Here is a 24,654-nt window from a genome sequence, read left to right as displayed (position 1 = left end):
CTCTTTACTGGGTAAATGACTCTCCTCTACTCACTATACCTAGGCTTATATCTTGCACCTCTAAGGGTAACCCGCAGATCGGCGAATAAAGAGGCAAAAGTGTAACAAGGAGAAATGAAATCAGCTTAAGTACTATCTTGTTATTAACTTATCTCAAATTATTCGTGTTATTCCTGATAACTATTCACAGAGCTATTAACCCAGCCCTTTAAATTAAAATGATAATCACAGAGGGAGCCGCCTCTACCTTTATCTTTATGTTTGAAATTGTATAGAGAGGAAGTGGTCGCCGTCGGCGACCACTTCCTCTCCCCCCGTTGGCGATTATCATTCTTTTTAAACACTCACCTTTGCTTTGACACAAAGGTCCTTGCCCAAGCACAAGACAAGCCACTATTATATAAGATGGATAAAATTTTGCTATAAAAACTCCGCAACTCTTCTGGGACTGCGGATATGTTAAGTTTTTTCTCATAGGTAAAGAAAACACTAAGGGTGTAGCGAATGAAAGACTCCACTAACCGCAATGGGTTGGAAATAACAGAAACTGTCTCTGTAGCGGGTTCTGTCGCTGGGTCGGTATTTGCAGTTTTTTCCCAGCAGCTGATCTATGCGGTTGCGCCCCTGAGTTTAGCCCTCTCGCTGAGCCTGATCAACCGACGCCGATTTGAGCAGGCGTTACAGGAGAATATAACTGCTGTCTCGTCTGAAATGGGCACTCGCGTCACACACGTAGATCGGCAACTGTCAGCACAGATGCAATCGGTACGCACCTCAGTTGAAACTCTGTCTGCTGTCCCAATACCAGCACCCTTTGACCCCACTAACCTGGAGCAACAGATTGAGGAACTGAAAACAGCACTTATCCACACAAAACAGATTACCAGCCAGAGTGCCACCAAGCAGGAAATCGAAGACTTTAACCAGAAAATTAAGCAGTTGCAAGCTTGTGTGAGCTCATTAACTGAGGCATTTAACCAGCGCTCGGAGCTACAGCAAATAGAAGACTTAAGCCAAAGCACCGCCCAACTACAAGAGCAGGTTTCAGCACTGCCGCCAATACCAGCACCGTTTGACCCCACCGGGCTAGAGCAACAAATTCAGCAGTTGCAAGCTTCTATGATCTCATTGACAGAGGCATTTAACCAGCGCTCGGAGCTACAGCAAATAGAAGACTTAAGCCAAAGCACCGCCCAACTACAAGAGCAGGTTTCAGCACTGCCGCCAATACCAGCACCGTTTGACCCCACCGGGCTAGAGCAACAAATTCAGCAGTTGCAAGCTTCTATGATCTCATTGACAGAGGCATTTAACCAGCGCTCGGAGCTACAGCAAATAGAAGACTTAAGCCAAAGCACCGCCCAACTACAAGAGCAGGTTTCAGCACTGCCGCCAATACCAGCACCGTTTGACCCCACCGGGCTAGAGCAACAAATTCAGCAGTTGCAAGCTTCTATGATCTCATTGACAGAGGCATTTAACCAGCGCTCGGAGCTACAGCAAATAGAAGACTTAAGCCAAAGCACCGCCCAACTACAAGAGCAGGTTTCAGCACTGCCGCCAATACCAGCACCGTTTGACCCCACCGGGCTAGAGCAACAAATTCAGCAGTTGCAAGCTTCTATGATCTCATTAACAGAGGCATTTAACCAGCTCTCAGAGCTACAGCAAAGAACTGCTAAAAGCGATCGCACAACTGTGCCCCTGCAAGAGCAGTTGTCTGAACTATCCCCAATAACGCATCGGGTTGCTTCCTCAAACGGAACGCAATTGACAACCAGTCTGAAAAATCAACGCTTGAGTGTAGAAGCACTCATGGCGATGGCTGAGGCTCGTGGCATTGGCAAAGAATTTCAGATGGTGATACAAGCAGCCAAGAAACACCATCTTACACTGAATCCGTGGCCTACTAACCTGATGATTAGTCCTGCGGCTCACTTGCTATGTACTGCGCGAAGAAATTCCTCTCAATGCCTGTTTATTATTTCGGGACAGCCTGCGATGGATGGAAAAGTCCGACTCTGGGTATCAACGCATACGATCGCTGAATTTTATCCGGTTAGGCAACAAACTGTCACATCCCTCCTGGGATTTGATGGGTGGCGCGAGATGGATAAGGCACAGATAGAGGAGTTCGTCGCTAGTCTGAATCGGTTATTTGAAGAAGCCAGCGTTTAAATCAAACCAGGCAAAGTTGAGAAGCCTGGACTTTAATTAGCGCTATGAACCACATAGCAATAGTTTCAGCCTTCCGAAATTCCCCCGCCAAGGGGAGTTCGGCTTAAAGTTTCCGTTACCCATAATTTTGAGTGTTGCTGCTTTGATGCTGGGGCTTGGGGCTGTTGCAAATAGGGTCTAACCCGCTCTAGGCCGATTTTTAGGAAAGCGGGTGCATTTGCAATCTGCCACCAAAATATGAGAAAAAGGGCGTTGCGCGACGTGAAAGTTCTGCGGAGGCGCAGTAGCGCGGTTGACTGAGGAGCCGTCTCCTCCTGGGTATCCTTCCACCCAGTCTCTACGTAAAAGGGTTAAACACCCCGGACACATCGGTAGTAAGCAATGAACCCGATGGAATGCAGTCCACGAAAGCCCACCTAAGGTCAGTACCGACCGACCTGGGGCAAGGAGAAAATCGGTTTTGGGTTAGCGATAAGCGAACCATTATAAGCCGTATCGGGGCTATTCGGCAGATGACGGCAGCGCCCGCGAGTATCCCCACATACAGGACAGGGATTAACAAGGTTGGTGCGGATAAACTTGCTCACCGCGCACCCCCACGCCACCAGTTGTATTCGTCTTTGGTTAACAAAGCATTCCTATGCAGCACGAAAATCCCCAGCCAATTCATTTAAAGTAGTAAAAAGCAAGCGATCGCGTATGAGTCTGTATCGAGAGTTTTTAATAGCTATAACGGCTATCTAACCAACAATCACCCAGTAGAAACCATCAGGTGCGACTAACCCAAATGAAGGTTCGTTAAACTCGTTCTTAACAATGGGTGTAACATGAGTGGCGTTGCTATTAGAGACACGTTGGTGAAAGTCTTGAATATTTTCAACTCGATATGTAAATAAGCTCAAACCCAAGGAACCTGGTTGGGAGTATTCCCGCCGATCTGGTGTAGGGTAAATGGGAGTGTAGATTTGCAGGACGCCTGCAATGTCTTTTGGGGAAGAAAACGCCGATAGATAAAACTCTTGCCCTTCTTCAAGTATTAATGTTTGCCGTGTTGAGGGATTTTGATACCCCGAACGCTTACCATTAATTTCACTCGGTATAAGTCCAAAAACTTCTGTGTAAAAAGAAGTCAGATAATGGTCATTACTCACTAAACTGGAGTGAGTTCCTTCGCTGACTTTTAAGGGAGAACTAGCAGCGATCGCTCCATAGCCGGGACGAGTATAGTTGTATCTTTGAAAAAAAGCCTGCCGTGTTTCCCTACCAATGACGAACATTTCTCGCACACCAGCAAAGCGATTGTACAAGCCCGTCCCTTGATTGCCAAAACCTTCAATAGCACGGACTGGCTCGGTGTAAATCCAATCACCATCGTTAGCGTTGTCATCAGTAAAAGCATCAGCAAGAGTGTAAATATCTTGCGTGAGGGAAGCAAACCAACGACTTCCCACAACCATCGGCAATGTTTTCTCTAAACCCGAGTTACGTAGTTGCGACCAAAACATAACTCGGACTAATCCGTGTGTTGCAGAATCGCCATTTTGCAGTCGCCATGAAGTTAATTCTGCTGAATGCTGATACAGTACCTCTGCTTGGTTTGCACTAAATTGTCCGTGCTGAATTGGTTGATAACCAAACTCAGCCCAATATTTAAGGGTGGTGGTAGCATCTATTGTGCCAATGCAATTTTCAAAAATTCCACTAATCATTTAGAAAAAGCCAATGAGTGTCAAAAGTACTGCTTAGCGATGTCCTAAGATCGGATGGGGTTTGTAGAGTTCTTCAAGAAACTTTCGCTCTTCTTCAGAAAGCACCAAGTCTATAGCCTCAACAGCTTCTTTAAGATGTTCTATCTTAGTAGCACCAATAATAGGAGCCGTCACTCCTGGTTGGTGTAACAACCAAGCTAGAGCAATTTGTGCTGGTTTAACGCCACGTTTTTGAGCCAATTCCACAACGCGATCGACTATTTGAAAATCGGACTCTTGATAGTAGAGACTGTGAGCGAAGTCGTCACCTTTCGCCCGTATGGTTTCACCTCGATCTTGTTGAGTGCGATTTCCAGCCAGAAAACCTCGCGCCAAAGGACTCCAGGGAATAATTCCAATTCCCTCAGCGCGAGATAAAGGCAACACTTCCCGTTCTTCTTCCCGATAAACTAAGTTGTAGTGGTTCTGCATTGAGACGAAGCGAGTCCAACCATGTTTATCTGCTAGGTAAAGCGCTTTGGCAAATTGCCATGCGTACATACTCGAAGCACCAATGTAACGAGCTTTACCCGACTTAACAACATCATGCAGTGCCTCTAGGGTTTCCTCAATCGGCGTCTCGTTATCCCAACGATGAATTTGGTATAAATCTACGTAATCTGTTTGTAACCTTTGTAATGACGCATCAATGCTGTCAAAAATATGTTTGCGGGACAATCCGCGATCGTTCGGACCATCACCTACTCTGTTATAAACTTTGGTAGCAATAATAACTTGGTCTCTTTTTGCAAAATCTTTGAGCGATCGCCCTAGTATTTCTTCACTCACACCCAAGGAATAAACATCGGCAGTATCAAAGAAATTAATCCCTAACTCTAAGGCAAGTTTGATAAACGGGCGGCTTTCTTCTTCTTCGAGCACCCATTCTCGCCATTTACGGGAGCCATATGTCATTGTGCCTAAGGATAGGCGCGATACTTTTAGTCCAGTTTTACCAAGGTTGACGTATTTCATGCGGTTATCTTTATCAACTTATAATGCAAGATATCTACGCTGCTGTCTGAAGTTCCTTTTGAAATAGTTCCTTAACTTTGCTCCAAGCATCAGCCGTAGCCTCTGCATTGTAACTATTACGATGGTTACAGAAAAAACCGTGCTCTGCAGGATAGCGGAAGATTTGATGAGGAATTTGATACTTTGTTAACTCTGCTTCAATTTGTTCTGTTTGCTCTTGAGGAATGCCTTTGTCTTGAGTGCCAAAGAAGGCGTACAGAGTTCCTTTGATATCTGGGGTACGAGTGATGGTAGGCGCACCACCGCCTGGAGTGGAATTTGTAATCCCACCACCGTAGAAGGAAGCTGTAGCTTTAATCTCAGGTAGTGTTGCAGCTAAATAGACAATATGTCCTCCAAAACAAAAACCAATAGAGCCGATCGCATTAGCATTCACATTTAGCAGAGTTTTGAGTTTTGCGATCGTTGCTTGAATGTCGCTTAATATCTCACCTGCTGTGGTTTGTTCTTTGTATTTTCTACTAAGCTGGATGTCTTCGGGAGTGTAACCAGTTTCAAAGCCAGGAGCAGTCCGTTGAAAGATTGCAGGTGCGATCGCTACATATCCCTCCTTAGCCAACCTTTCTGTCACTTCTCGGATGTGAATGTTTACGCCAAAAATTTCTTGAACTACGATTATTGCTGGGAAGCGTCCTTCACCTGAAGGTTCCGCCAAGTAAGCATCTATTTGCAAACCGCCGTTAGGAATTTTAACATAAGAAGTGCGAATTGCTGCGTCTGTTGCTGTGTTTGTCATCTTTGTGGTGGTTTGGGATTTTTTTACATTTTCCTTACATAATACTGTAAATCTATCTAATTACAGTACTTTTAATTAACTAGGCTTATTTAAAGATTTAGTTACTTGCTGTATTTGTCATCTTTAGTGGTGGTTTGGAATTTTTGACATTTTCTCTTGTATAATACTTTATATCTATCATATTACCGTGCTTTTAATTAAGTAGGCTTGTTTACTAACGTACTTCGAGATCTAAAGATATGGCTCATGCTTGTTGTGGTCCGGGTTACGCTTCTCCAGAAGCAGCGATAAAAGCAGATCGCGAACAAATACTCTATACAATTGCACTTTATACAGGTACAAATATTCAAGAGCCAGATTATTTAGCAACTATAGACGTTGACCCTAATTCCCCAACTTACTCCCAAATTATCCATCGCCTACCAATGCCTTACATTGGTGATGAACTGCACCATTTTGGGTGGAATGCATGTAGCTCTTGTCACGACGACACTAGTAAATCCCGACGATTTTTAGTGATTCCTGGTTTACGCTCTAGCAGAATTTACATTGTTGATACAGCAGATGCCAAAGCGCCCAAACTTCATAAAGTCATTGAACCCGAACAAATCAAAGAAAAAACTAACCTCACCGCCCCCCATACCGTACACTGTCTGGCTGATAGTCACGTCATGATTTCAATGTTGGGTAACAGCGAGGGGAATGGTCCTGGTGGTTTTCTGTTGTTGGATGAAAATTTTGACATTGCTGGACGCTGGGAACACAAAGCTGATGGTATGCGCTTCAATTATGACTTTTGGTATCAGCCCCGTCATAATGTTATGGTGAGCAGTGAGTGGGGCGCACCCAAAACGTTTTATCCCGGCTTCGATCTTAACGATGTGACGGCTGGAAATTACGGTCAGCAGTTGCATTTTTGGGATTGGTCTAAACACGAAATTATTCAAAGTGTTAACTTGGGCGAGGAGGGATTAATTCCTTTAGAAGTCCGGTTTCACCATAACCCTGATAGCACTCACGGATTTGTTGGTGCAGCACTGAGTAGCAACGTTTGGCACTGGCACAAGTCTAACGGTCATTGGGATGTGAAAAAAGTCATTGACATTCCATCACAAGAAGTGGAAGGGTGGCCTATTCCCGTACCATCGTTAATTACCGATATCTTACTTTCGATGGACGATCGCTATGTCTACTTCTCCAACTGGCTACATGGAGACATTCGTCAATATGACATCACCGATCCTTTCGCACCCAAACTCACAGGTCAAGTTTGGTGCGGTGGCTTAGTCGGTAAAAGTAGTGAGGTTCGGGGCAAAAAGCTAGCTGGTGGACCGCAGATGCTCCAACTCAGTCTTGATGGCAAACGGCTGTATGTCACCAACTCCCTATTTAGTACCTGGGACAATCAGTTTTATCCTGACTTATCCAAAGATGGTTCATACTTATTGCAGGTTGACTGTGACACCGAAAACGGAGGATTAAAAATCAACGAGAACTTTTACGTTGACTTTAGCAAAGAACCGCAAGGTCCATCCCGCGCTCATGAGATGCGTTATCCTGGTGGCGATTGTACTTCCGATATTTGGGTTTGAAAAAGAGTTTCATAAGTCTACAAATACTTAAAGCGATAAAAGAGGAAATATGACATCTGAAAATCAGGCTGTAACCACAACAAAAACGTCAGCAAAAACAAATAAGAGATTAAACCAAGGACATATCAAAACACTTGAAGAAGTCATTCAATTTAATCCCGAAGCATATGTGAAACGACCAATTTTCAACACAGAAACGCTGCAATTTGGTATGTATTGTCTTGAGCCAGGACAAATCAATCCTTTACACCAGCATCCTCAAACTAGTGAGATTTGCTACTTCGTTCAAGGTACAGGAGAAGTTGTTATCGGAGATGAAGTAGCCTCCGTACAACCTGGAGTCTCGGTTCACGTTCCTGAAGCCGTGCGTCACGAAATCAGAAATACAGGAACCGAGCAAATGCTTGTAGTAGTGGTTCAATCCCCGCTTCCGTGCAAAACCGAACGGATTACCCCTTAAATGCTTCAATTTGAGTCATCATTGTTCCCTCAGAAATTGTTGGAATCTAGCGGTTCTCTATCTGCGTTCGTCAGCGTTCATCTGCGGTTCCTGAATTATTTGATATAACTTACAGACTCAGTTGAAATCTCGAAAAAGCGGTTAGCAGGACGGGTAAGTCCCAAATTTTCCCGTAACGTCTTACCCTCATATTCCTGACGAAAGATCCCACGTCGTTGCAGTTCTGGCACAACCTTGTCCACAAAATCATCCAACCCTTCAGGAAGAAAAGGAAACATGACGTTGAAGCCATCAGATCCTTCCTCAATCAGCCATTGCTCCATTTCATCAGCAATAGTTTGGGGAGTACCAACAAACGCCAGCCCACCATAACTGCCGATGCGTTGAGCTAGCTGTCGAATAGTCAGATTCTCGCGTTGCGCTAGTGCGATCGTTCGTTCTCGCCCGCTATGACTGCCGTTAGTGTGCGGGATTTCAGGCAAAGGTCCGTCTGGATCGAAGCCAGAAACGTCATAGCCAAGTGCGATATTCAGGCTAGCTATTCCACTGTCATAGTGTATTAAGCTGTCCAAATGTGTACGCTTGGCACGCGCCTCTGCAACGGTTTCACCCACGACGACTAAGACACCTGGAAGAATTTTAATGCCATCAGGGTCGCGTCCGATCGCCCGCGCTCGCCCCTTAATATCTGCAAATAAAGCTTTACCAGCCTCCAGATTACCAGCAGGTGCAAATACAGCCTCAGCGGTTTCGGCAGCTAATTGCCGTCCTGCTTCCGATGCCCCTGCTTGAACGATTACTGGCCAACCTTGGACAGGTCTAGCGATGTTCAACGGTCCCCGCACCGACAGATATTTTCCTTTATGATTTAGAACATGAAGTTTTGCGGGATCGAAATAAATCCCAGATTCCACGTCCCGGATAAAAGCATCGTCAGCGAAGGAATCCCAAAGACCCGTTACAACATCATAGAATTCCCTCGCCCTGAGATAGCGTTCGTCATGCTCGACTTCCTCTGTCAAGCCGAAGTTAAGCGCGGCATCTGGATTGGATGTAGTGACAATGTTCCAACCAGCGCGACCGCCACTGATATGGTCTAGAGAGGCGAAGCGACGAGCAATGTGGAAAGGTTGGTCATAGGTCGTGGAAGCAGTAGCGACTAACCCAATATGTTCGGTAACGCTTGCGAGGGCAGAAAGTAAGGTGAAAGGCTCGAAGGAAGTGACGGTGTGACTGCGCTTGAGCGCATTAATCGGCATATTGAGAACCGCCAAATGATCGGCCATAAAGAATGCGTCGAACTTGCCCTGCTCTAGTTTTTGGATAAATCGTTTCAATGCTGGAAAGTTAAAATTAGCATCAGGCAAAGCTCCAGGATAGCGCCAAGCGCCTGTATGTATGCTGACAGGACGCATGAAAGCGCCCAGTTTCAATTGCTTCTTACCGCTCATTAGCCCTCCGTAGGCATGGTCTTAAACAATTCAACACTCAAATCAACTTTGATAGGGGCGTGGCAAATGGCGAAGTTTATGAGCTGTATCCAATTCACTATTATTTTTTCTGCCATATCCCCAGCCTAATATGCGACGATATTCTCCCATTATGCCACTTTCAATTAAATCATCCTCATTGACCGTAACATCGGTATGAGATTCAGGGGCAACATAGAGTGCATCAGCAGGACAATATGCCTCACATACGAAACAAGTTTGGCAATCTTCTTTTCGAGCGATCGCAGGTGGTTGATTGGGTACAGAATCAAAAACATTGGTAGGACAAACTTGGACGCACAGATTGCAATTGATACAGAGTTTATGGCTGACAAGCTCAATCATGATATTGCTCCTGCTACAACTTTGACATTTTGCGGCTTGTCGCCTGACATCGCATCCTTTATCCAATCGCGTCTTACCCAAAGCTTATCTAAACCACCAGTCGCTTGATAATAAAGTTGATTTGGATCGGTTTTGGGATAGTCCACCCGAATATGTTCGCTGCGAGTTTCCGTGCGATGTAAAGCGCTAAAATATGCCCATCGCGCTACAGCCGTGAGTGCAGCTGCTCGACGAGAAAATTCCACATCGCGTACAGTATCTTGTTTCGGATTTGCTTGTACCTGCTGCCACAGCGTTTCCAAGGAGGCGAGGGAATCCAAAAGCCCTTGCTCGCAACGCCAATAATTCTTTTCCAACGGGAACATTTGGGCTTGTACGCCGCGCACAATTTCTTCGCTATCGAATGTTTCAAAAGTACTTGACTGAGAACGCAATCCAGCTTGACCAACAGGATGCACAACCCGTTCGTGGGCATGAGCACCCAGGCTTTTCGCAAAAGCAGCTGCTCCAACTCCTGCCCATTGTCCTGTGGAAATTGCCCAAGCAGCATTGGGACCACCACCTCCAGAAGCTAAACCGGATAAAAACTCCCGCGATGCAGCATCACCTGCGGCGTAAAGTCCAGGAACTTTTGTGGCACAACTATCATTCACAATCCGAATTCCACCCGTACCACGAACTGTACCCTCTAAAACCAATGTTACAGGCACTCGTTCCGTGTAAGGATCGATCCCAGCTTTTTTATACGGTAGAAAAGCAATGAAATGAGACCTTTCAATGACTGCTTTAACTTCAGGTGTCGCTCGATCCAAACGAGCATAAACGGAGCCTTTTAGAAGGGCATTGGGCAGGAAAGAGGGATCGCGACGACCATTGATATAACCACCAAGATCGTTGCCTGCTTCATCAGTGTAACTAGCCCAGCCAAAAGGAACTCCCCTTGTCACCGTGGCATTGAAAGCAGTCGAGATGGCATAGTGATTGGAAGCTTCCATACTAGAAAGTTCGCCACCAGCTTCCACTGCCATCAGCAGCCCATCACCTGTGTTGGTATTGCACCCTAATGCTTTACTTAAGAATGCACAGCCACCATTCGCCATCACTACTGCACCAGCGCGAACGGTATAGGTACAATGTTTTTGCCGTTGCACGCCTCTTGCTCCAGCCACTGAGCCGTCGTCAGCCAATAAAAGCTCCAGAGCGGGGCTTTGGTCGAGAATCTGAACGCCCATTCGCAACAGGGTTTTGCGAAGTACCCGCATATATTCGAGACCGTAATAACTCTGGCGCACGGATTCTCCATTTTCTTTGGGGAAACGATAGCCCCAATCTTCCACAAGTGGCAAACTGAGCCAAGTTTTTTCGATAACGCGCTCGATCCAACGTAAGTTAGCTAGGTTTTTGCCTAAGCGATAGCGTTCTGATAAAACTTTGTCCCAATTCTCAGGAGTTGGAGCCATGATACCATTGCCACTAGCAGCAGCAGCACCGCTCGTACCTAGAAAACCTTTATCAACAATAATAACTTTGGCTCCTTGGGATGCTGCTGCCCATGCCGCCCAGGCTGCAGCAGGACCACCACCAATGACTAGCACGTCAGCATTTAGTTGTAGTTCATTTTCGCTATAGACTCTTAGCAATTCCTTGTCCTCCTTATTTGGCAGTCAACACTGGCGTGTTTAGCTCCAAAAGCTTTTTTGTCTATCAAATTGCGAATCGCTGGTTTGTTTGTGATTGTTAGCTGTAACAGATATGATACTCTAATTATTAGCTTTTCAAACAATTAAAGCTCTGTTTCCCCGTTCCTGTTCCCTTGTAGAAAAGCACCAAGCGCAAAACTTTAAGTAATAGGTTATTGAATGTTATGTTGCGTTTAATCTGGCGGGCGTTCGCGAAGCGGCTGCTTTGCACTATCGCCCTTGGCGCAAGCCGTACCCGGCTTATCGCTTTGCTCGCGACAAGTATCGCCGTATCTGTTGTCATCAGCTTAGCCACCCTTATTAGCCCTGCTCCAGCAGATACAGCCGGGATTCCTTATCCAAGGATGAACAAAGAATTTATGCCCATGAAATGGAGGTATTTGCAGGCTTTTTAGCACAGACTGACTATGAAGTTGGCAGATTAATTAATGCGCTCGACCAAATTGGTGAATTGGATAACACGATTATTTTCTATATCGTTGGCGATAATGGTGCTACTGCAGAAGGCGGTTTAGCAGGTAGCATTAATGAATTAAGAGTTTTCTGATTAACGGAGTGAAGCAACAGAAACTTGAAGGGGCTAGCTTAGCCTACACGATTCAAACAATCGCCTTCAAAATATCTAATTTTTGCTTGATTCTAGGTTTAGTCGTGAGGCTGATAGTACACTTCAACGAGATTATTTTTTTATTAAAAACTGGTGTCATCTTTGGTTGTGTCATTTTTATTGTAATCTCCTTTACTGTGGGCTATCTTCTAGGCGGTTCTAGTATTGATACCCAGAGATTGCTAGGAGTAGTAACCGCTCAACGCAATTTTGCCGCCGCATTGTTGATAGGTACGAGTACGACGCTCCAAATGTGGTAAGCAGTTTCAACCATGGTTTTCACGCATATAAAAGCACGGCCCCCAATTGCAATGACAACTGCGTGCGATCACACAATCCATTAAGTTAATTACGCTAATTCGGTAAATTTACTGTATCTTTAGGATGAATTAGACTTTATCATGGTTTAATCAAAAAATCAAGGACAGCTTTTTTGAGTCGAAATCACTAGAAGAATAATGTGCTGCAGTAGGATAACCATCCTAAAATTTTACAGATTGAATTAACAAAAGTTATATAAAAATGTAATCAAAAACACTTTATTCTCTGCAATTTTTGTGAAATGCTTCTATGCATTGCACGCTCCTATAGATTACAAATTGCGTGATATTGGTAACTAGGTACTCAATCAAGAGTTACATCTAGTAATGCAATACTCTTAGATTGATAGATTTAAGCAACGCCATACTTCCCACAGCTATATAAGATGGGCGATCGCTCATCTTACTTCTTAAATTTTAACCACTGAATTTTAAACAATTAAATGAAGCCACAAAACCGATTCATTACTCGTCGTCACTTATTGTTGTTTTAGTGGAGAAACGTCACCATTTCTCCAACCAGTAACAAACCAATTAATAGCCCAAGGATACCGAGTAGAAATTAAACAAGTACCCTATGAATTCCAACGCAATGGGAACCAACTCCTGCGAGTGTTCTCAAATCGTTAGACTGCGCCACCATAGAAGGATAAGCTTGACATTTGTGACTAACTAAAACTTCCGTCTGCGGTGTTAGCTAATGCATCTACTTTGACTTTAACTGCATTTAAATATTCTTCATCACTCAAAGCTTGTGATGGTACTTTTCTGGCATTAACAGCGCTTTGAACAATATCTTCAGCACTAATTTCTTTTTCTCGAATAGCCAGAAGAAAATCACTATAACCAGGAATTCCTTGTTTACTAAAGTAACCTTGATAAGCTAAATTAAACCGAACGGCTCACCTTCAACCGCTTGCGATCGCAAACCATCGACCCCGATTGAAATATCACCTTTGATAGTGGTGCGATAGAGAACGCGCTTCACTTCCAGATGATCCAAATCTTGAATCGACACCACTAATTTCAGCACTGATGAAACCAGCTACCTGTTTGACTTCTATGTGCTTGTTGCTCATAAGAATTTTTCAGAGTTTATTTTTATTTTAATATAAGTTTATCAATTTACCGTATTATTTTGAAAATTGTGGCTAGTTCGATTAACAATCCAACTTGTGAGAAGGGGTAAGTGCCCTTGCAACCAAACCGATTCTAAAAGGCAAACAATACCACTCCCGATCGTTGTATTAGGAGCACCAATGTACTGTGCTAGACTACCTGCTATTAAGTTACCTAAAGGTAACGTGCCAATCATAGCAAGAGAATAAAGACTCATCACCCTGCCGCGCTTATCGTCTTCTACCAGGGTTTGGACAATCGTGTTACTACAAGAAACCTGAAGCATTCCACCGCCGCCGACCACCACTAGCATCAACAACGAAAGCCAGACCTCTCTAGATAGTGCAAAGGCAATTAGTCCAATCCCGATCGCAATAGGACACAATGCCATCAGCCGTTCTAAACCTAACACTTTTCGACGCAAACTGAGATAGAGACACCCTATGAGAGAACCTACTGAACCAGCTCCACTCAAAAAGCCCAGTGTCTCCCCACCGCCTTTGAGAATGTCAACCGCAAAGATGGGAAGTAGCGTCGTATAGGAGATGCCAAATAAACCATGCAATGCCAATAACAACAAGATGACGCGAATTGGCAATGTATTGTAGACATAGCTGAACCCTTCTTTTAATTTCTGCCAAGTGTCATTGGTTGACGATGTGACTGCTTTTGGAGTTGGTTGTAATCTCATTGCCGCTAGGGTTAACAAGGCTACAACGTAGCTAAGGCTGTCGTAAAGGAAGCAATATTTGGCTCCTAGCGTGGCAAGTAAAATACCACCAAGTGCAGGTCCAATCAATAAAGAACTGCTGAGTATGGCGGAATAAAGCGCGATCGCGTTGCTCAAATCAGCGCGATCGTCTACTGTTTCAATCACGATCGCATACCTAACAGGCATATCCAAACCTTTCAACAATCCACCAAGGATACTGACAATCATTAGTAACCAGAAATTGACTAACTCTAAAAAACTGAGTATAGTCAAACTCAGCGAGACGATAATTCCCAGTACCTGCACCAGCATAAGTAAATCTCGCCGACTCCAGCGATCGGATAAAACCCCTGAAAACGGTGCCAGAATTAAAGTGGGTAGAAATTGGAGAAATCCGGTTAAGCCTAACAACCAAGCGGAATTTGTCAGTTCATAAATCAGCCAGGAAATTGTGACCTGAGTCATGAAGGTGCCTGATAGAGACAGGGTTTGTCCGCTAAAGAAGAGTCGAAAGTTACGCGATTTGAATGCGGGTAAATATAAATAAATGTTCTTCACCCAGCCGTTTGATTGCCGATTCCCCATTCTCTCTCCCTAATTAGCGCTATTGGCAGTTCACAAAAAATCTAGTTAAACCCACTCGTACTTATTCAATAATAAAGAACGAGCGAGGACGCCCGTCCCACAAGATGGATAATTTATTTCTTGGATATCCCTAAAAATTAGAAATGAGTAAGGTATCCACCATCAATAGCCAAAACTTGACCTGTAACGTAGGACGCGCCCAGACCCGGAACTCCTCCAGTCACTAGAGCAATTTTTCCATTTAATGAGAATCCAGTTGGTGTCACAGTAACTCCTTTCTAGGTTCAAGGACAAATGACCAATAACCAATGACACTTTAATTTATGCTCTTTTTTGTCTATCAAATTGCGAATCGCTGATTTGTTTGTGATTATTAGCTGTAACAGATATGATACTCTAATTATTAGCTTTTCAAACAATTGAAGATCTGTTTCCCTGTTCCTGTTCTCTTATTGAAAAGCACCAAGTGCAAAACCTTAAGTAATAGGTTATTGAATGTATGTTACGTTTAATTTTACGGGCGTTCGCGAAGCGGCTGCTTTGCAGCATCGCTTTGCTCTCTACAGGTATCGCCGTATCTGTTGTTATCAGCTTAGCCACGGTTATTAGCCCTGCTCTAGCAGATACAGCAAAAGTATTGCCTATTCCCCAACCGTTCTTTCAGGGTAAAATCGGCACCACTTACCAAGAGTCTACAGCAGACTTTCCCGCGCCAATCGCCGCCCCAGAAAAAGCCCCGAATGTGCTATTAGTACTGCTAGATGATGTGGGTTTTGCACAAGCAAGTACTTTTGGTGGACTAGTAGAAACCCCAAATCTGACTCGGTTAGCAGAAAAAGGATTGCGTTACAACCAATTCCATACCACAGCCCTTTGTTCCCCTACACGAGCAGCTTTGTTGACTGGACGCAATCATCACTCAGTGAATACAGGAGTTGTTGAGGAATTAGCAACAGGCTTTCCCGGTTATACAACTATCTTACCTAAGAGTGCTGCCACTGTAGCAGAAATATTACGGCAAAATGGTTATAACACTGCTGCTTTCGGTAAATGGCACAACACGCCAGACTATGAAACTAGCGCAGCTGGTCCTTTCGATCGCTGGCCAACAAGGTTGGGATTCGAGTATTTTTACGGTTTTTTAGGTGGTGATACTAATCAATGGAGTCCGGCTTTAGTAGAAAATACTAAGCGGGTTGTACCGCCAGTTAATAACCCTGATTACCATTTGACTCCAGATTTAGTAGATCGTGCGATCGCCTGGATTCGCTCTCAACAATCCATAGCTCCTGACAAGCCTTTCTTTACGTATTTAGCAACTGGTGCTACCCATGCGCCCCACCATGCCCCCAAAGCCTGGATAGACAAATATAAAGGTAAGTTTGATGAAGGCTGGGATCGCTTGCGAGAACAAACCTTTGTGCGTCAAAAACAACTGGGTGTCATTCCCGCCAATGCACAGCTGACACTCCGTCCTAAAGAACTGCCTGCTTGGGATTCCTTATCCAAAGATGAACAAAGAATTTATGCCCATGAAATGGAAGTATTTGCAGGGTTTTTAGCACAGACTGACTATGAAGTTGGCAGATTAATTAATGCGATCGACCAAATTGGTGAATTAAATAACACCATTATTTTCTATATCATCGGCGATAATGGTGCTAGTGCAGAAGGCGGTTTAGCAGGTAGTATCAATGAATTAAGAGTTTTCAATAAAATACCCGAAAGTCGAGAGCAACTGCTAGCTTCATTGAATGATTTGGGCAGTTCCAAAACCTTTAATCACTATCATGCAGCCTGGGCATGGGCAGGCGCTACCCCTTTTCAATGGACAAAACAAATCGCCTCTCACTTCGGCGGTACTCGTAATCCCTTGATTGTAGCTTGGGGCGATGGAATTAAAGATCGTGGTGGAATCCGAAGTCAATTCCATCATGTAATTGATATTACCCCTACTATATTAGAGGTTGCGGGAATTACTGTACCGACTGAAGTCAACGGAGTGAAGCAACAAAAACTAGAAGGAACTAGCTTAGCCTACACCTTCGATAATCCTGATGCACCTTCCCATCGTAAAACTCAGTATTTTGAGATGTTTGGCAACCGTGCTATTTATGATGAGGGGTGGATAGCCGCCGCTCGTCATCCTCGATTACCTTGGCAAGGTACAATCAATGCTGACTTCCAACAAGACCCTTGGGAACTTTACAACATTGAGTCAGATTTTAGTGAAGCCAATAACCTAGCGGCTGAAAATCCCAAGAAACTGGAAAAACTTCAAGAATTGTTTTTATCACAAGCTCGTCAATATCAAGTTTTTCCATTAGATGATCGCCTTTCTGAACGGTTTGATGTCACTAGCCGTCCTTCTCCAGCAGCCGGACGGAAAACTTTTACTTACTATCCTGGCGTAGCACCCATTCCAGAAGGGAGCGCACCAAGTTTGAAAAATAGATCCTTCAGCATCACGGCTGATGTAGAAATTCCACAAAGAGGTGCAGAAGGAGTGCTATTAACCCAAGGGGGACGTTTTGCAGGTTGGAGCTTTTTTCTAGAAAATAGCAAACCAACGTATGTCTACAACTTCGTTAATGCAGAACGTTATGTAATTCAATCTCCTGAAAAATTACCTTCAGGTAAATCAACAATCAGATTTGATTTTGATTACGATAGCGGTGAAGTTGGTGCAGGAGGAACTGGGAAATTATTTATCTGCGATCGACAAGTAGCTGAAGGTCGAATTCAAAAAACCGTACCCTATCGATTGGCATTAGATGAAACCTTTGATGTTGGTCGAGATACAGGGACTCCTGCAAGTGAAACTTATCAAGTTCCGTTTGCATTCACAGGTAACTTACAGAAAGTCACCCTGAATTTGAATTAAATAATATGGAGGTAATACCAATTTAATATGAAGCTGCATATTATTTTTACCCCTCCTAACCTCCCCTTGTAAAGGGGAGGAAAATAAATTTCCTGTTTGGGGGAGGAAAATAAATTTCCTGTTTCCCCCCTTTATAAGGGGGGATTAAGGGGGGTAAGGAGAGATGCCACAGAAAATACGTAGGTTGGGTTGAGGAACGAAACCTAACATATACAGACTTAGCATAAAATCAGAAATTTATGAACGAAATTATCCCAATACTTGACAAAATAGCCTTTTTAGCATTCGTCGTAGCCACGATGTTTGTCACAGGTTTAAAGTTAACTGTACAGCAGATTTGGCAACCTCTTTGTAATGTCCGCTTAGTAATTTTCTCGTTGCTAACAAACTTTATCTTAGTGCCACTTTTTGTATATTTACTGCTACAAGTTATACCTCTCACCGAACCAGTGAAAGACGGTTTAATTGTCATGGCATTAGCATCTGGTCCTCCAGCTTTACCTAAACTTGCTCAAATAGTCAAGGGAAATTTAGCTTTTTCTACAGGACTAATGATGTTGTTAATGTTCGGTACAGTCTTTTATATGCCGCTCGTACTACCATTAGTTTTACAAGGCGTACAAGTCAACTCTTGGGATATTGCCAAACCCTTAATAGTTCTAATGTTAATACCCTTGGGAATTGGGTTATTAATTAAGGCAAAATATGAAGCGATCGCTGTCAACATTCAACCAATCGCTTTCAAAATATCTAATTTTGGCTTGATTCTAGGTTTAGCTGTGAGACTGATAGTACACTTCAACGAGATTATTATTTTATTAAAAACTGGTGTCATCTTTGTTTGTGCCATTTTTATTATATTCTCTTTTAGTGTGGGTTATCTTTTAGGCGGTCCTGGTATTGATACCCAAAGAGTACTAGGAGTAGGAACCGCTCAACGCAACTTTGCCGCCGCATTGTTAATAGGTACGAGTAATTTCGACGATCCAAATGTAGTGAGCATCATTATGGTAACGAGTTTATTAATGATGGTAATAGTGATGATTTTGGGGCAAAAGTTACCAGAACTCGACCAAGTACAGACCAAAGAGGTCGAACAAGTAGAAGTTTCGTGAAGAAAATCAAAAAAGCATTCTTGCACCAATATATAATACGGAAATTCTCAAAACTCTATCCGAGTATTACATGGTATGCAGAACAGCAGGGGAGACTAAAAAAAATATTGATAAATTAACATAGTATACTGAGTCAAAGTATTACAGAAATTACGTAAGCAAAGCCAGTCATTTTTAGAAGTTTGATTCCATTGATATCTGGATGAATAGAGTAGTTGAAGAAATATCACTTAAAGCATGGCCTGCTTTTGAAAGTATTAACTATCATGGTTGGCTAATGCGTTTTGCAGATGGTTACACCAAGCGAGCGAATTCAGTGACAGTTCTTAGTCACGTTGATTCGGACGTTGAAGCAAAGGTAACTTACTGCGAGTCCCAATATCAAGTACGCAAACAAAAGCCCATTTTCCGCTTGCTTTCATTCACCGAACCAAAACTATTAGATTGTAAGTTAGCTGCTAAAGGTTATCAACTCATCGATCCATCTCTAGTTATGGGTCTTGCAATATCAGGTCGCGTGTTTAATGATGTACCTGCTCTCAACCAAGAAAACTTGAATTATTGGTTGGTTGCTTATCATGATTTGATAGCTCTAGGAGAGCAGCCATCAGCTATCCATCGCAAGATATTAACAACAATCCAATCAGAGACTCTATTTGTGTCGTTGAAGCAGAATGATAAAATTGTTGCTTGTGGGCTAGGAGTTCTGGAAAGGGGTTATTTAGGTATATTTGACCTTGTTACGAGTCCAACGCAAAGACGGCGCGGCTACGCAACAGCGATTATTCAAGGTTTGCTCCAATGGGCGATCGATAAAGGAGCCTTTTTTTCTTACATACAAGTTGTCAAGGCGAATACTCCTGCACGCAACTTATATGAAAAACTTGGTTACGAGCCGATGTATGAGTACTGGTATAGAGTAAGCTATCTTCGTTAATCGATTAGTTTGTAATACTTAATGTTTGATTTGCTAAATATTAGCATATGATTATTTTGTGATTAACAGTACAGTTTTTTTGTATCTATATTAAGCAGTATCTACTGAGTAAAATTACTAAATAAATTTGTGGTAACTCGATCAACAAGTAGCTGAAGGTCGAATTAAAAAAACTGTACCCTATTGATTGGCATTAGATGAAACCTTTGATGTTGGTCGAGATACAGGTACTCCTGCAAGTGAATGTTAATACCCTTGGGAATTGGGTTATTAATTAAGGCAAAATATGAAGCGATCGCTGTCAACATTCAACCAATCACTTTCAAAATATCTAATTTTGGCTTAATTCTGGGTTTAGCGGTGAGGCTGATAGTACACTTCAATGAGATTATTATTTTATTAAAAACTGGTGTCATCTTTGTTTATGCCATTTTTATTGTATTCTCTTTTACTGTGGGTTATCTTTTAGGTGGTCCTGGCATTGATACCCAGAAAGTACTAGGAGTAGGAACCGCTCAACGCAACTTTGCCGCCGCATTGTTAATAGGTACGAGTAATTTCGACGATCCAAATGTGGTGAGCATCATTATGGTAACGAGTTTATTAATGATGGTAATAGTGATGATTTTGGAGCAAAAGTTACCAGAACTCGACCAAGTACAACAGACACAAGAAGTCAAACAGGTGGAAATTTCGTAAAGGAAATCAAAAATGTTCTTGCGATCGTATCCTGCCACAGAGCACAGTTGCGATCGCCTAGTTGATCGAGATCCTCGCAATAACGGTAATGGATTAGATATTCTTAAACAAGCAGGCAAAACAGAGTGCTAACGCGCTATGATGAGGAAGTCAGCCCGTCAAAATGAGTGAACATGAAGTACCCACTTGGTACCGTATCTAAGCCTTTCTCAGGCAAAGAAGCTAGAAAGCTGGCTCGCGCAGTCAAATCTGATGGCTATGTTGCTAATGAAGCTGCGATTGCTGTAGCAAAACGAATCGCTGAACGCCGTTATCTGAGAGAAGCTACTCATGTCAGCCAGCAATAAGTATCACTTCACCTCCTAAAAACTAAGAATCCTGCCTCTTAGGTTTACGTGCAAACAGTTGAAATGCCTTAGCACGATTATTATTCATTGTCACAACATTAAATTCCTCGAACTTTATCTGTTCAAATCCTGATGTCAGGAATTTTATCCATGTTAGATCGTGATGTCTGAGGACAACATTTTCTGGTAATTCAAAGATGCCATAAATTCCGTACTTATCTTTGAATTTATCATAGCGTTTCAAGTTTCGTTCATCTGTTTGTAAACAGAGATCGCTGATATAAAGCAAGCCTCCGCTTTTCAAGATGCGATTTAGCTCTTGGATTAATGCAATCTGAGCTTGATTATGAGGGATACAGGTTAAAACTGTGAATAGCAATACCGCATCAAATTCCCCATCAACATAAGGTAGTCGTGGCGATAATACTACTTTGAGATTGAGATGAGGATATAAACAACGACCCTTTTCAATCATGCGTTCTGAGAAATCCACACCCTCAACATATTGATAACCATGCTCTACAAGAGTATTAGTGATGCGACCGTAGCCGCAACCGTAGTCTAAAATTCTTGCATCCTGGTTGACAAGTTGCTTCAAACCCTCAAAATTAACAGGATGGGAAAAGGTTTTTGTTAGACCAAGGCTATTCCAGTACTTTAGTTGATAATCAAACGCCATTTTATAAAAATTTGCCTCTATTGATTCGTTATCATCAAGCTTATAAATTGTCAATATAACTCCATTGAAAAGTGATGACTTGTAATACTCAAACAATGTACTATCTAGGTGTAATGCGCTGACAATCCACGCGGCACCAACCCCCCACACTAACAATCTCAGCAATTTGACCCTGTGTGATGTGGCTGGTGAGGACATACAATAAGCGACCGACTTCCGGGAGTGAGGATTGGGTAAACTCAAGTTGTGCTACTAAGGATTCAGCCTGTTGCAGTTATGATAGACTTGTCAGTCTATTAACCTACTTTTTTGTCTGACTCATTTTGTAGACATGAGCCAAGTCTTTCTGAACGATCAGTATATTACTCCGCTTTGCATAGCGCTTTTCCAAAATATTTAGTGCTTCTTGATACTTGCTTGTCCCAATCAGAGCATCAAGATAAACTTGCTCAAATAAATCCCTTTGAGCATGGCTACCGCCTGCTTCTTGCAACCTTGGTAGCACCGATCCCAGTTCAGCAATGACTGTCTGTAAGTCACCTTGAGCATGAGCAATCATCCCACGGGCAGCAGGTAAAACCACTTCTAACCAAATGAGTTGAATATAGGGAAGTGCTTTACTGGTGTATACTTGCATACTCTCTAACATCTGGGCTGCCCAATCATCTTTACCACCACGTACTAATGCATAGAGATAATGCAAATCCATAAAACCAAGGATGTGTTCGTGTAATCTTGGTTGGAGGTAAGCGGCAACGTCTGAAAAGCGCGAACCTACATCTACACCTCTCAATTCCAAACGTAGTAGTAGTGAGATAGCGTTAATCTGTTCGCGTCCGTTGTCTTTCCTTGCACGTCCCCAAATATGAGTATCATAAATGGACAATACCTTGGGGATATCCTCAGCATCAAGGTGGTAAAGAGCGGTGTGCCACCAAAGATGGCTGTAAAAAGCTGGGTTGCTATTTTCCCAGGTGTCAGAGACACTTCCCATCCAAGCAATTCCGTCTGATAACCGCCCTTGGGTTTCCAAGACGTGAGCTACCGCATGGTGCGCCCAACGGTTATCGCGTTTCATTTCGGTTGCGCGTCGCCCTGCTTCTTCTGCTGCTGATAGATGATGACATTCTTCTAACCCAAAAGCCAGCATACCGTACATATATGGACTATCGCGGTTAGCTTGAAAAACTTTTTCTGCAATCCGTAGCATTCCCTCACTGTTACCAGAATTTCTGTAGTGGTATTGGCAGGTATGAACTGAGATTAAATCGCGGGGAAATGCTTCGGCGATCGCTTCGTGATGGGCGATTGCACTCTTAAGATCGCGCTTTGTCCAAGCTTCAATGGCAGCTATATAAAGTTGTTCTCGTTCGTTGGCGCTGGATAACTGGGCTTTGGCAGCGTTGAGAAAGTCAGTTGCACGGGCAATAGTATCACTAGTACCGGAAAACCGGTAAAAAGCTGCTGCATGGGCATTGGCGATCGCACAGGCTGGATCTGCCTCAACTGCCTTCAGGATAACTTGGGAATTGTTTCCAACACTGAGCAACTGCTCAAAAAAGCCATTGATGGCATTCACCGCCTCTAATGAGTCAGTGGTGATTTCTAGTTCTTGAGAATCTGTTAACATCGTTTTTTCTGAACGATTTCACGATTATTACTACTGGGTTCTCGATCCCTCAGTTTAAATTTACTTATACTTTTTCAGTTTACCGTAGTTTACATTAATCTAGATATTAATTTCGCATAGCCAGCTGTGAAAAGCAAGCAATTGTACATAAGTATACATAGAATTCTTGACTTTCCTAAAGTTAATATTATGCTAATCTAATATTACGCAGACAAATTATTTATAATTGTAAATTATACAGGGGAGGCTAGACATTGTCACAATTGCAAGCACAACCTCTGACTTTGTCAAAGTCTCAAAAAGTTTGGGTGTTAGTTAGTGTCGGACTTGGGGTGTTCATGTCAACTCTTGATGTGGGCATCATCAATGTCGCTCTGCCTTCATTAGTTCAAACCTTTCACACTGACTTCCCTACAACCCAGTGGGCTGTGTTGAGTTACCAATTAGTTAGTTCTGGTTTAGTCTTGGGGGCGACTCGATTAGGAGATATGTGGGGTAAAAAGTATCTTTACCTGGGGGGACTCATTATCTTTACCTTGAGTTCTTTGTTATGTGGTATGGCACCTGGGATTGAATGGCTGATCGGCTTTCGAGCATTACAAGGGTTAGGTGGTGTCTTCATTTCAGGGCTAGGTTTGGCGATCGTCACAGAAATCTTTCCTTCTTCAGAACGAGGTCGGGCTGTTGGTATCATCGGTAGTGTAGTATCATTAGGAATTGCTTTAGGTCCTTCTGCTGGAGGATTGATACTAGATTGGTTCGGCTGGCGGACTATATTCTTAATCAATATACCTTTAGGGATTGTCACTAGTTTTCTCATAGCCCGAGTGGTCCCACCTTCTGGACGCATCGCAGGTAAACAAAAATTTGACTATTTTGGAGCTATGTTGGCTGTGTTGACTTTGGGCAATTTTGGGCTAGGCATGACCTTTGGACAAAGTCAAGGTTTCAGCAGCGTCAACGCACTGGTGTTACTGTCAGTTGCCGTCCTAAGTTTTCTGAGTTTTTTAGTAGTTGAATCTATTTTAGAACAGCCATTGTTAGAACTGAACTTGTTTCGTAATCTCCATATGAGTATGGGTTTGCTCAGTGGTTGGTTAACATTCACTGTCATTGGTGGCGCACTACTCATTACTCCATTCTTTTTAGAGCGGGTTAAGGAATATCCAACGGCAAAAGTCGGACTATTACTAGCGGTGTCCCCTGTACTGAGTGGGTTAATTGCCCCACTGGCTGGTCTACTTTCAGATCGGTTTGGCTCTCGGTTAATTAGCTCGATTGGGTTAGCGTTGATGATTGGTGGCTGTCTGGGGATCAGCACCTTTGATGCTCAACTGACTGAGTTGGGTTATGTACAGCGTTATTTCATTTACGGCATTGGACTGGGTTTATTCCAATCACCGAATAATAGTGCTGTCATGGGAGCAGCGTCTCAAGAGCGTCTCGGTATTGCTTCTGGGCTATTATCTTTATCGCGAACCTCAGGGAATACCGTAGGAGTTGCTCTGATTGGGGCAGTCTTTGGAGGGTTAATCGCCAGTGTAGCCGCAGGTGCAGATGTATCGGTTGCCCCTCTGCCCGCGATCGTTACTGGGTTTCAAGGAACCTTTCGCTTCGCAGCCCTGATACTATGTATCGCAGCTATTGCATCTGTTTTGAGGTTTGAGAAGCGGAAACGTGAACATCTTAAAGATAAGGCTGTAAACATTTTCAAGCAAGGGAAACACTGATGGTAC

At 43.3% G+C, this 24,654-nt stretch carries 21 protein-coding genes and 1 pseudogene; 11 read left to right on the top strand and 11 right to left on the bottom strand.

Annotated elements, in window-relative coordinates:
• The first annotated feature begins 504 nt into the window (after positions 1–504).
• Complete coding sequence (locus tag F7734_RS18435; RefSeq protein WP_155746045.1) at positions 505–2,178, top strand: hypothetical protein; 1,674 nt, start codon at positions 505–507, stop codon at positions 2,176–2,178.
• Positions 2,179–2,918: 740 nt separating this feature from the next.
• Here F7734_RS18435 and F7734_RS18430 read toward each other — a convergent pair.
• Genes F7734_RS18430 through F7734_RS18420 form a run of 3 tightly spaced genes read right to left on the bottom strand, consistent with a single transcriptional unit; the run spans position 2,919 to position 5,697 of the window.
• Positions 2,919–3,887 carry a hypothetical protein gene (locus tag F7734_RS18430; protein WP_155746044.1) on the bottom strand — a complete coding sequence of 323 codons (969 nt, stop codon included), beginning with the start codon at positions 3,885–3,887 and terminating at the stop codon, positions 2,919–2,921.
• A 33-nt stretch (positions 3,888–3,920) separates the two neighbouring features.
• Positions 3,921–4,901, bottom strand: coding sequence for an aldo/keto reductase (locus F7734_RS18425; RefSeq protein WP_155746043.1), 981 nt, complete (start codon positions 4,899–4,901; stop codon positions 3,921–3,923).
• A gap of 34 nt (positions 4,902–4,935) precedes the next feature.
• Positions 4,936–5,697: a dienelactone hydrolase family protein gene (locus F7734_RS18420; protein WP_155746042.1), complete on the bottom strand. Its 762-nt coding sequence runs from the start codon at positions 5,695–5,697 to the stop codon at positions 4,936–4,938.
• Between the two features lie 239 nt (positions 5,698–5,936).
• Between F7734_RS18420 and F7734_RS18415 the strand changes: the two genes are divergently transcribed.
• Together F7734_RS18415 and F7734_RS18410 are read left to right on the top strand one after the other, a co-directional pair.
• On the top strand, positions 5,937–7,289 hold the full coding sequence (locus tag F7734_RS18415) for a selenium-binding family protein (RefSeq protein ID WP_155746041.1): 1,353 nt from the start codon (positions 5,937–5,939) through the stop codon (positions 7,287–7,289).
• A gap of 49 nt (positions 7,290–7,338) precedes the next feature.
• A complete protein-coding gene (locus F7734_RS18410; RefSeq protein WP_155746040.1) occupies positions 7,339–7,749 on the top strand; it encodes a cupin domain-containing protein in 411 nt (136 codons plus the stop codon).
• Positions 7,750–7,844: 95 nt separating this feature from the next.
• On the opposite strand, the gene F7734_RS18405 is transcribed toward F7734_RS18410, so the two are convergent.
• From F7734_RS18405 to F7734_RS18395, 3 genes are read right to left on the bottom strand one after another with little or no spacing between them, the layout of a single operon-like run.
• On the bottom strand, positions 7,845–9,200 hold the full coding sequence (locus tag F7734_RS18405) for an LLM class flavin-dependent oxidoreductase (protein WP_155746039.1): 1,356 nt from the start codon (positions 9,198–9,200) through the stop codon (positions 7,845–7,847).
• 42 nt (positions 9,201–9,242) lie between these two features.
• Complete coding sequence (locus F7734_RS18400; RefSeq protein ID WP_155746038.1) at positions 9,243–9,584, bottom strand: 4Fe-4S binding protein; 342 nt, start codon at positions 9,582–9,584, stop codon at positions 9,243–9,245.
• Positions 9,581–11,224 carry an FAD-binding protein gene (locus tag F7734_RS18395; protein ID WP_243146952.1) on the bottom strand — a complete coding sequence of 548 codons (1,644 nt, stop codon included), beginning with the start codon at positions 11,222–11,224 and terminating at the stop codon, positions 9,581–9,583. Before F7734_RS18395 ends, F7734_RS18400 begins: the two co-directional genes overlap by 4 nt.
• Positions 11,225–11,633: 409 nt before the next feature.
• Between F7734_RS18395 and F7734_RS18390 the strand changes: the two are divergent.
• Both F7734_RS18390 and F7734_RS18385 read left to right on the top strand, forming a co-directional pair.
• Positions 11,634–11,831, top strand: a pseudogene (locus tag F7734_RS18390) (sulfatase-like hydrolase/transferase); the annotation flags it as partial.
• An 8-nt stretch (positions 11,832–11,839) separates the two neighbouring features.
• Positions 11,840–12,151 (top strand): hypothetical protein, encoded by a 312-nt coding sequence (locus F7734_RS18385; RefSeq protein WP_243146951.1) that lies wholly within the window; start codon positions 11,840–11,842, stop codon positions 12,149–12,151.
• 943 nt (positions 12,152–13,094) lie between these two features.
• Here the strand turns inward: F7734_RS18385 and F7734_RS65370 are convergent.
• From F7734_RS65370 to F7734_RS65365, 3 genes are all read right to left on the bottom strand, one after another.
• Positions 13,095–13,229, bottom strand: a complete 135-nt coding sequence (locus tag F7734_RS65370; RefSeq protein ID WP_279239734.1) for a hypothetical protein — start codon at positions 13,227–13,229, stop codon at positions 13,095–13,097.
• A gap of 102 nt (positions 13,230–13,331) precedes the next feature.
• Positions 13,332–14,627: an MFS transporter gene (locus tag F7734_RS18375; protein ID WP_155746035.1), complete on the bottom strand. Its 1,296-nt coding sequence runs from the start codon at positions 14,625–14,627 to the stop codon at positions 13,332–13,334.
• A 137-nt stretch (positions 14,628–14,764) separates the two neighbouring features.
• Positions 14,765–14,893 carry a hypothetical protein gene (locus F7734_RS65365; protein WP_279239733.1) on the bottom strand — a complete coding sequence of 43 codons (129 nt, stop codon included), beginning with the start codon at positions 14,891–14,893 and terminating at the stop codon, positions 14,765–14,767.
• 233 nt (positions 14,894–15,126) lie between these two features.
• On the opposite strand from F7734_RS65365, the gene F7734_RS18370 reads away from it, so the two are divergent.
• The 5 genes from F7734_RS18370 (at position 15,127) to F7734_RS60770 (ending at position 20,609) form a co-directional block, all read left to right on the top strand.
• A complete protein-coding gene (locus F7734_RS18370; RefSeq protein ID WP_155746034.1) occupies positions 15,127–17,511 on the top strand; it encodes an arylsulfatase in 2,385 nt (794 codons plus the stop codon).
• 239 nt (positions 17,512–17,750) lie between these two features.
• Positions 17,751–18,626, top strand: coding sequence for a bile acid:sodium symporter (locus F7734_RS18365; RefSeq protein WP_155746033.1), 876 nt, complete (start codon positions 17,751–17,753; stop codon positions 18,624–18,626).
• 202 nt (positions 18,627–18,828) lie between these two features.
• The gene (locus tag F7734_RS18360; protein WP_155746032.1) at positions 18,829–19,563 is read left to right on the top strand and encodes a GNAT family N-acetyltransferase; all 735 of its coding nucleotides are present in this window, start codon (positions 18,829–18,831) and stop codon (positions 19,561–19,563) included.
• Positions 19,564–19,806: 243 nt separating this feature from the next.
• A complete protein-coding gene (locus F7734_RS18355) occupies positions 19,807–20,262 on the top strand; it encodes a hypothetical protein (protein ID WP_243146950.1) in 456 nt (151 codons plus the stop codon).
• A 173-nt stretch (positions 20,263–20,435) separates the two neighbouring features.
• Positions 20,436–20,609, top strand: coding sequence for a hypothetical protein (locus F7734_RS60770; protein ID WP_166481984.1), 174 nt, complete (start codon positions 20,436–20,438; stop codon positions 20,607–20,609).
• Positions 20,610–20,631: 22 nt separating this feature from the next.
• Here F7734_RS60770 and F7734_RS18350 read toward each other — a convergent pair whose 3' ends face one another.
• A complete protein-coding gene (locus tag F7734_RS18350) occupies positions 20,632–21,342 on the bottom strand; it encodes a class I SAM-dependent methyltransferase (protein WP_243146949.1) in 711 nt (236 codons plus the stop codon).
• Positions 21,343–21,589: 247 nt separating this feature from the next.
• Positions 21,590–22,918 carry a tetratricopeptide repeat protein gene (locus F7734_RS18345; protein WP_155746030.1) on the bottom strand — a complete coding sequence of 443 codons (1,329 nt, stop codon included), beginning with the start codon at positions 22,916–22,918 and terminating at the stop codon, positions 21,590–21,592.
• 254 nt (positions 22,919–23,172) lie between these two features.
• Between F7734_RS18345 and F7734_RS18340 the strand changes: the two genes are divergently transcribed.
• Positions 23,173–24,648 (top strand): MFS transporter, encoded by a 1,476-nt coding sequence (locus F7734_RS18340; protein WP_155746029.1) that lies wholly within the window; start codon positions 23,173–23,175, stop codon positions 24,646–24,648.
• The last annotated feature ends 6 nt before the right edge of the window (positions 24,649–24,654 follow it).

The sequence above is a fragment of the Scytonema sp. UIC 10036 genome (assembly GCF_009725235.1).
Note: the sequence above shows the minus strand (reverse complement) of the source record. Positions and strands in the feature narration are given on the sequence as shown.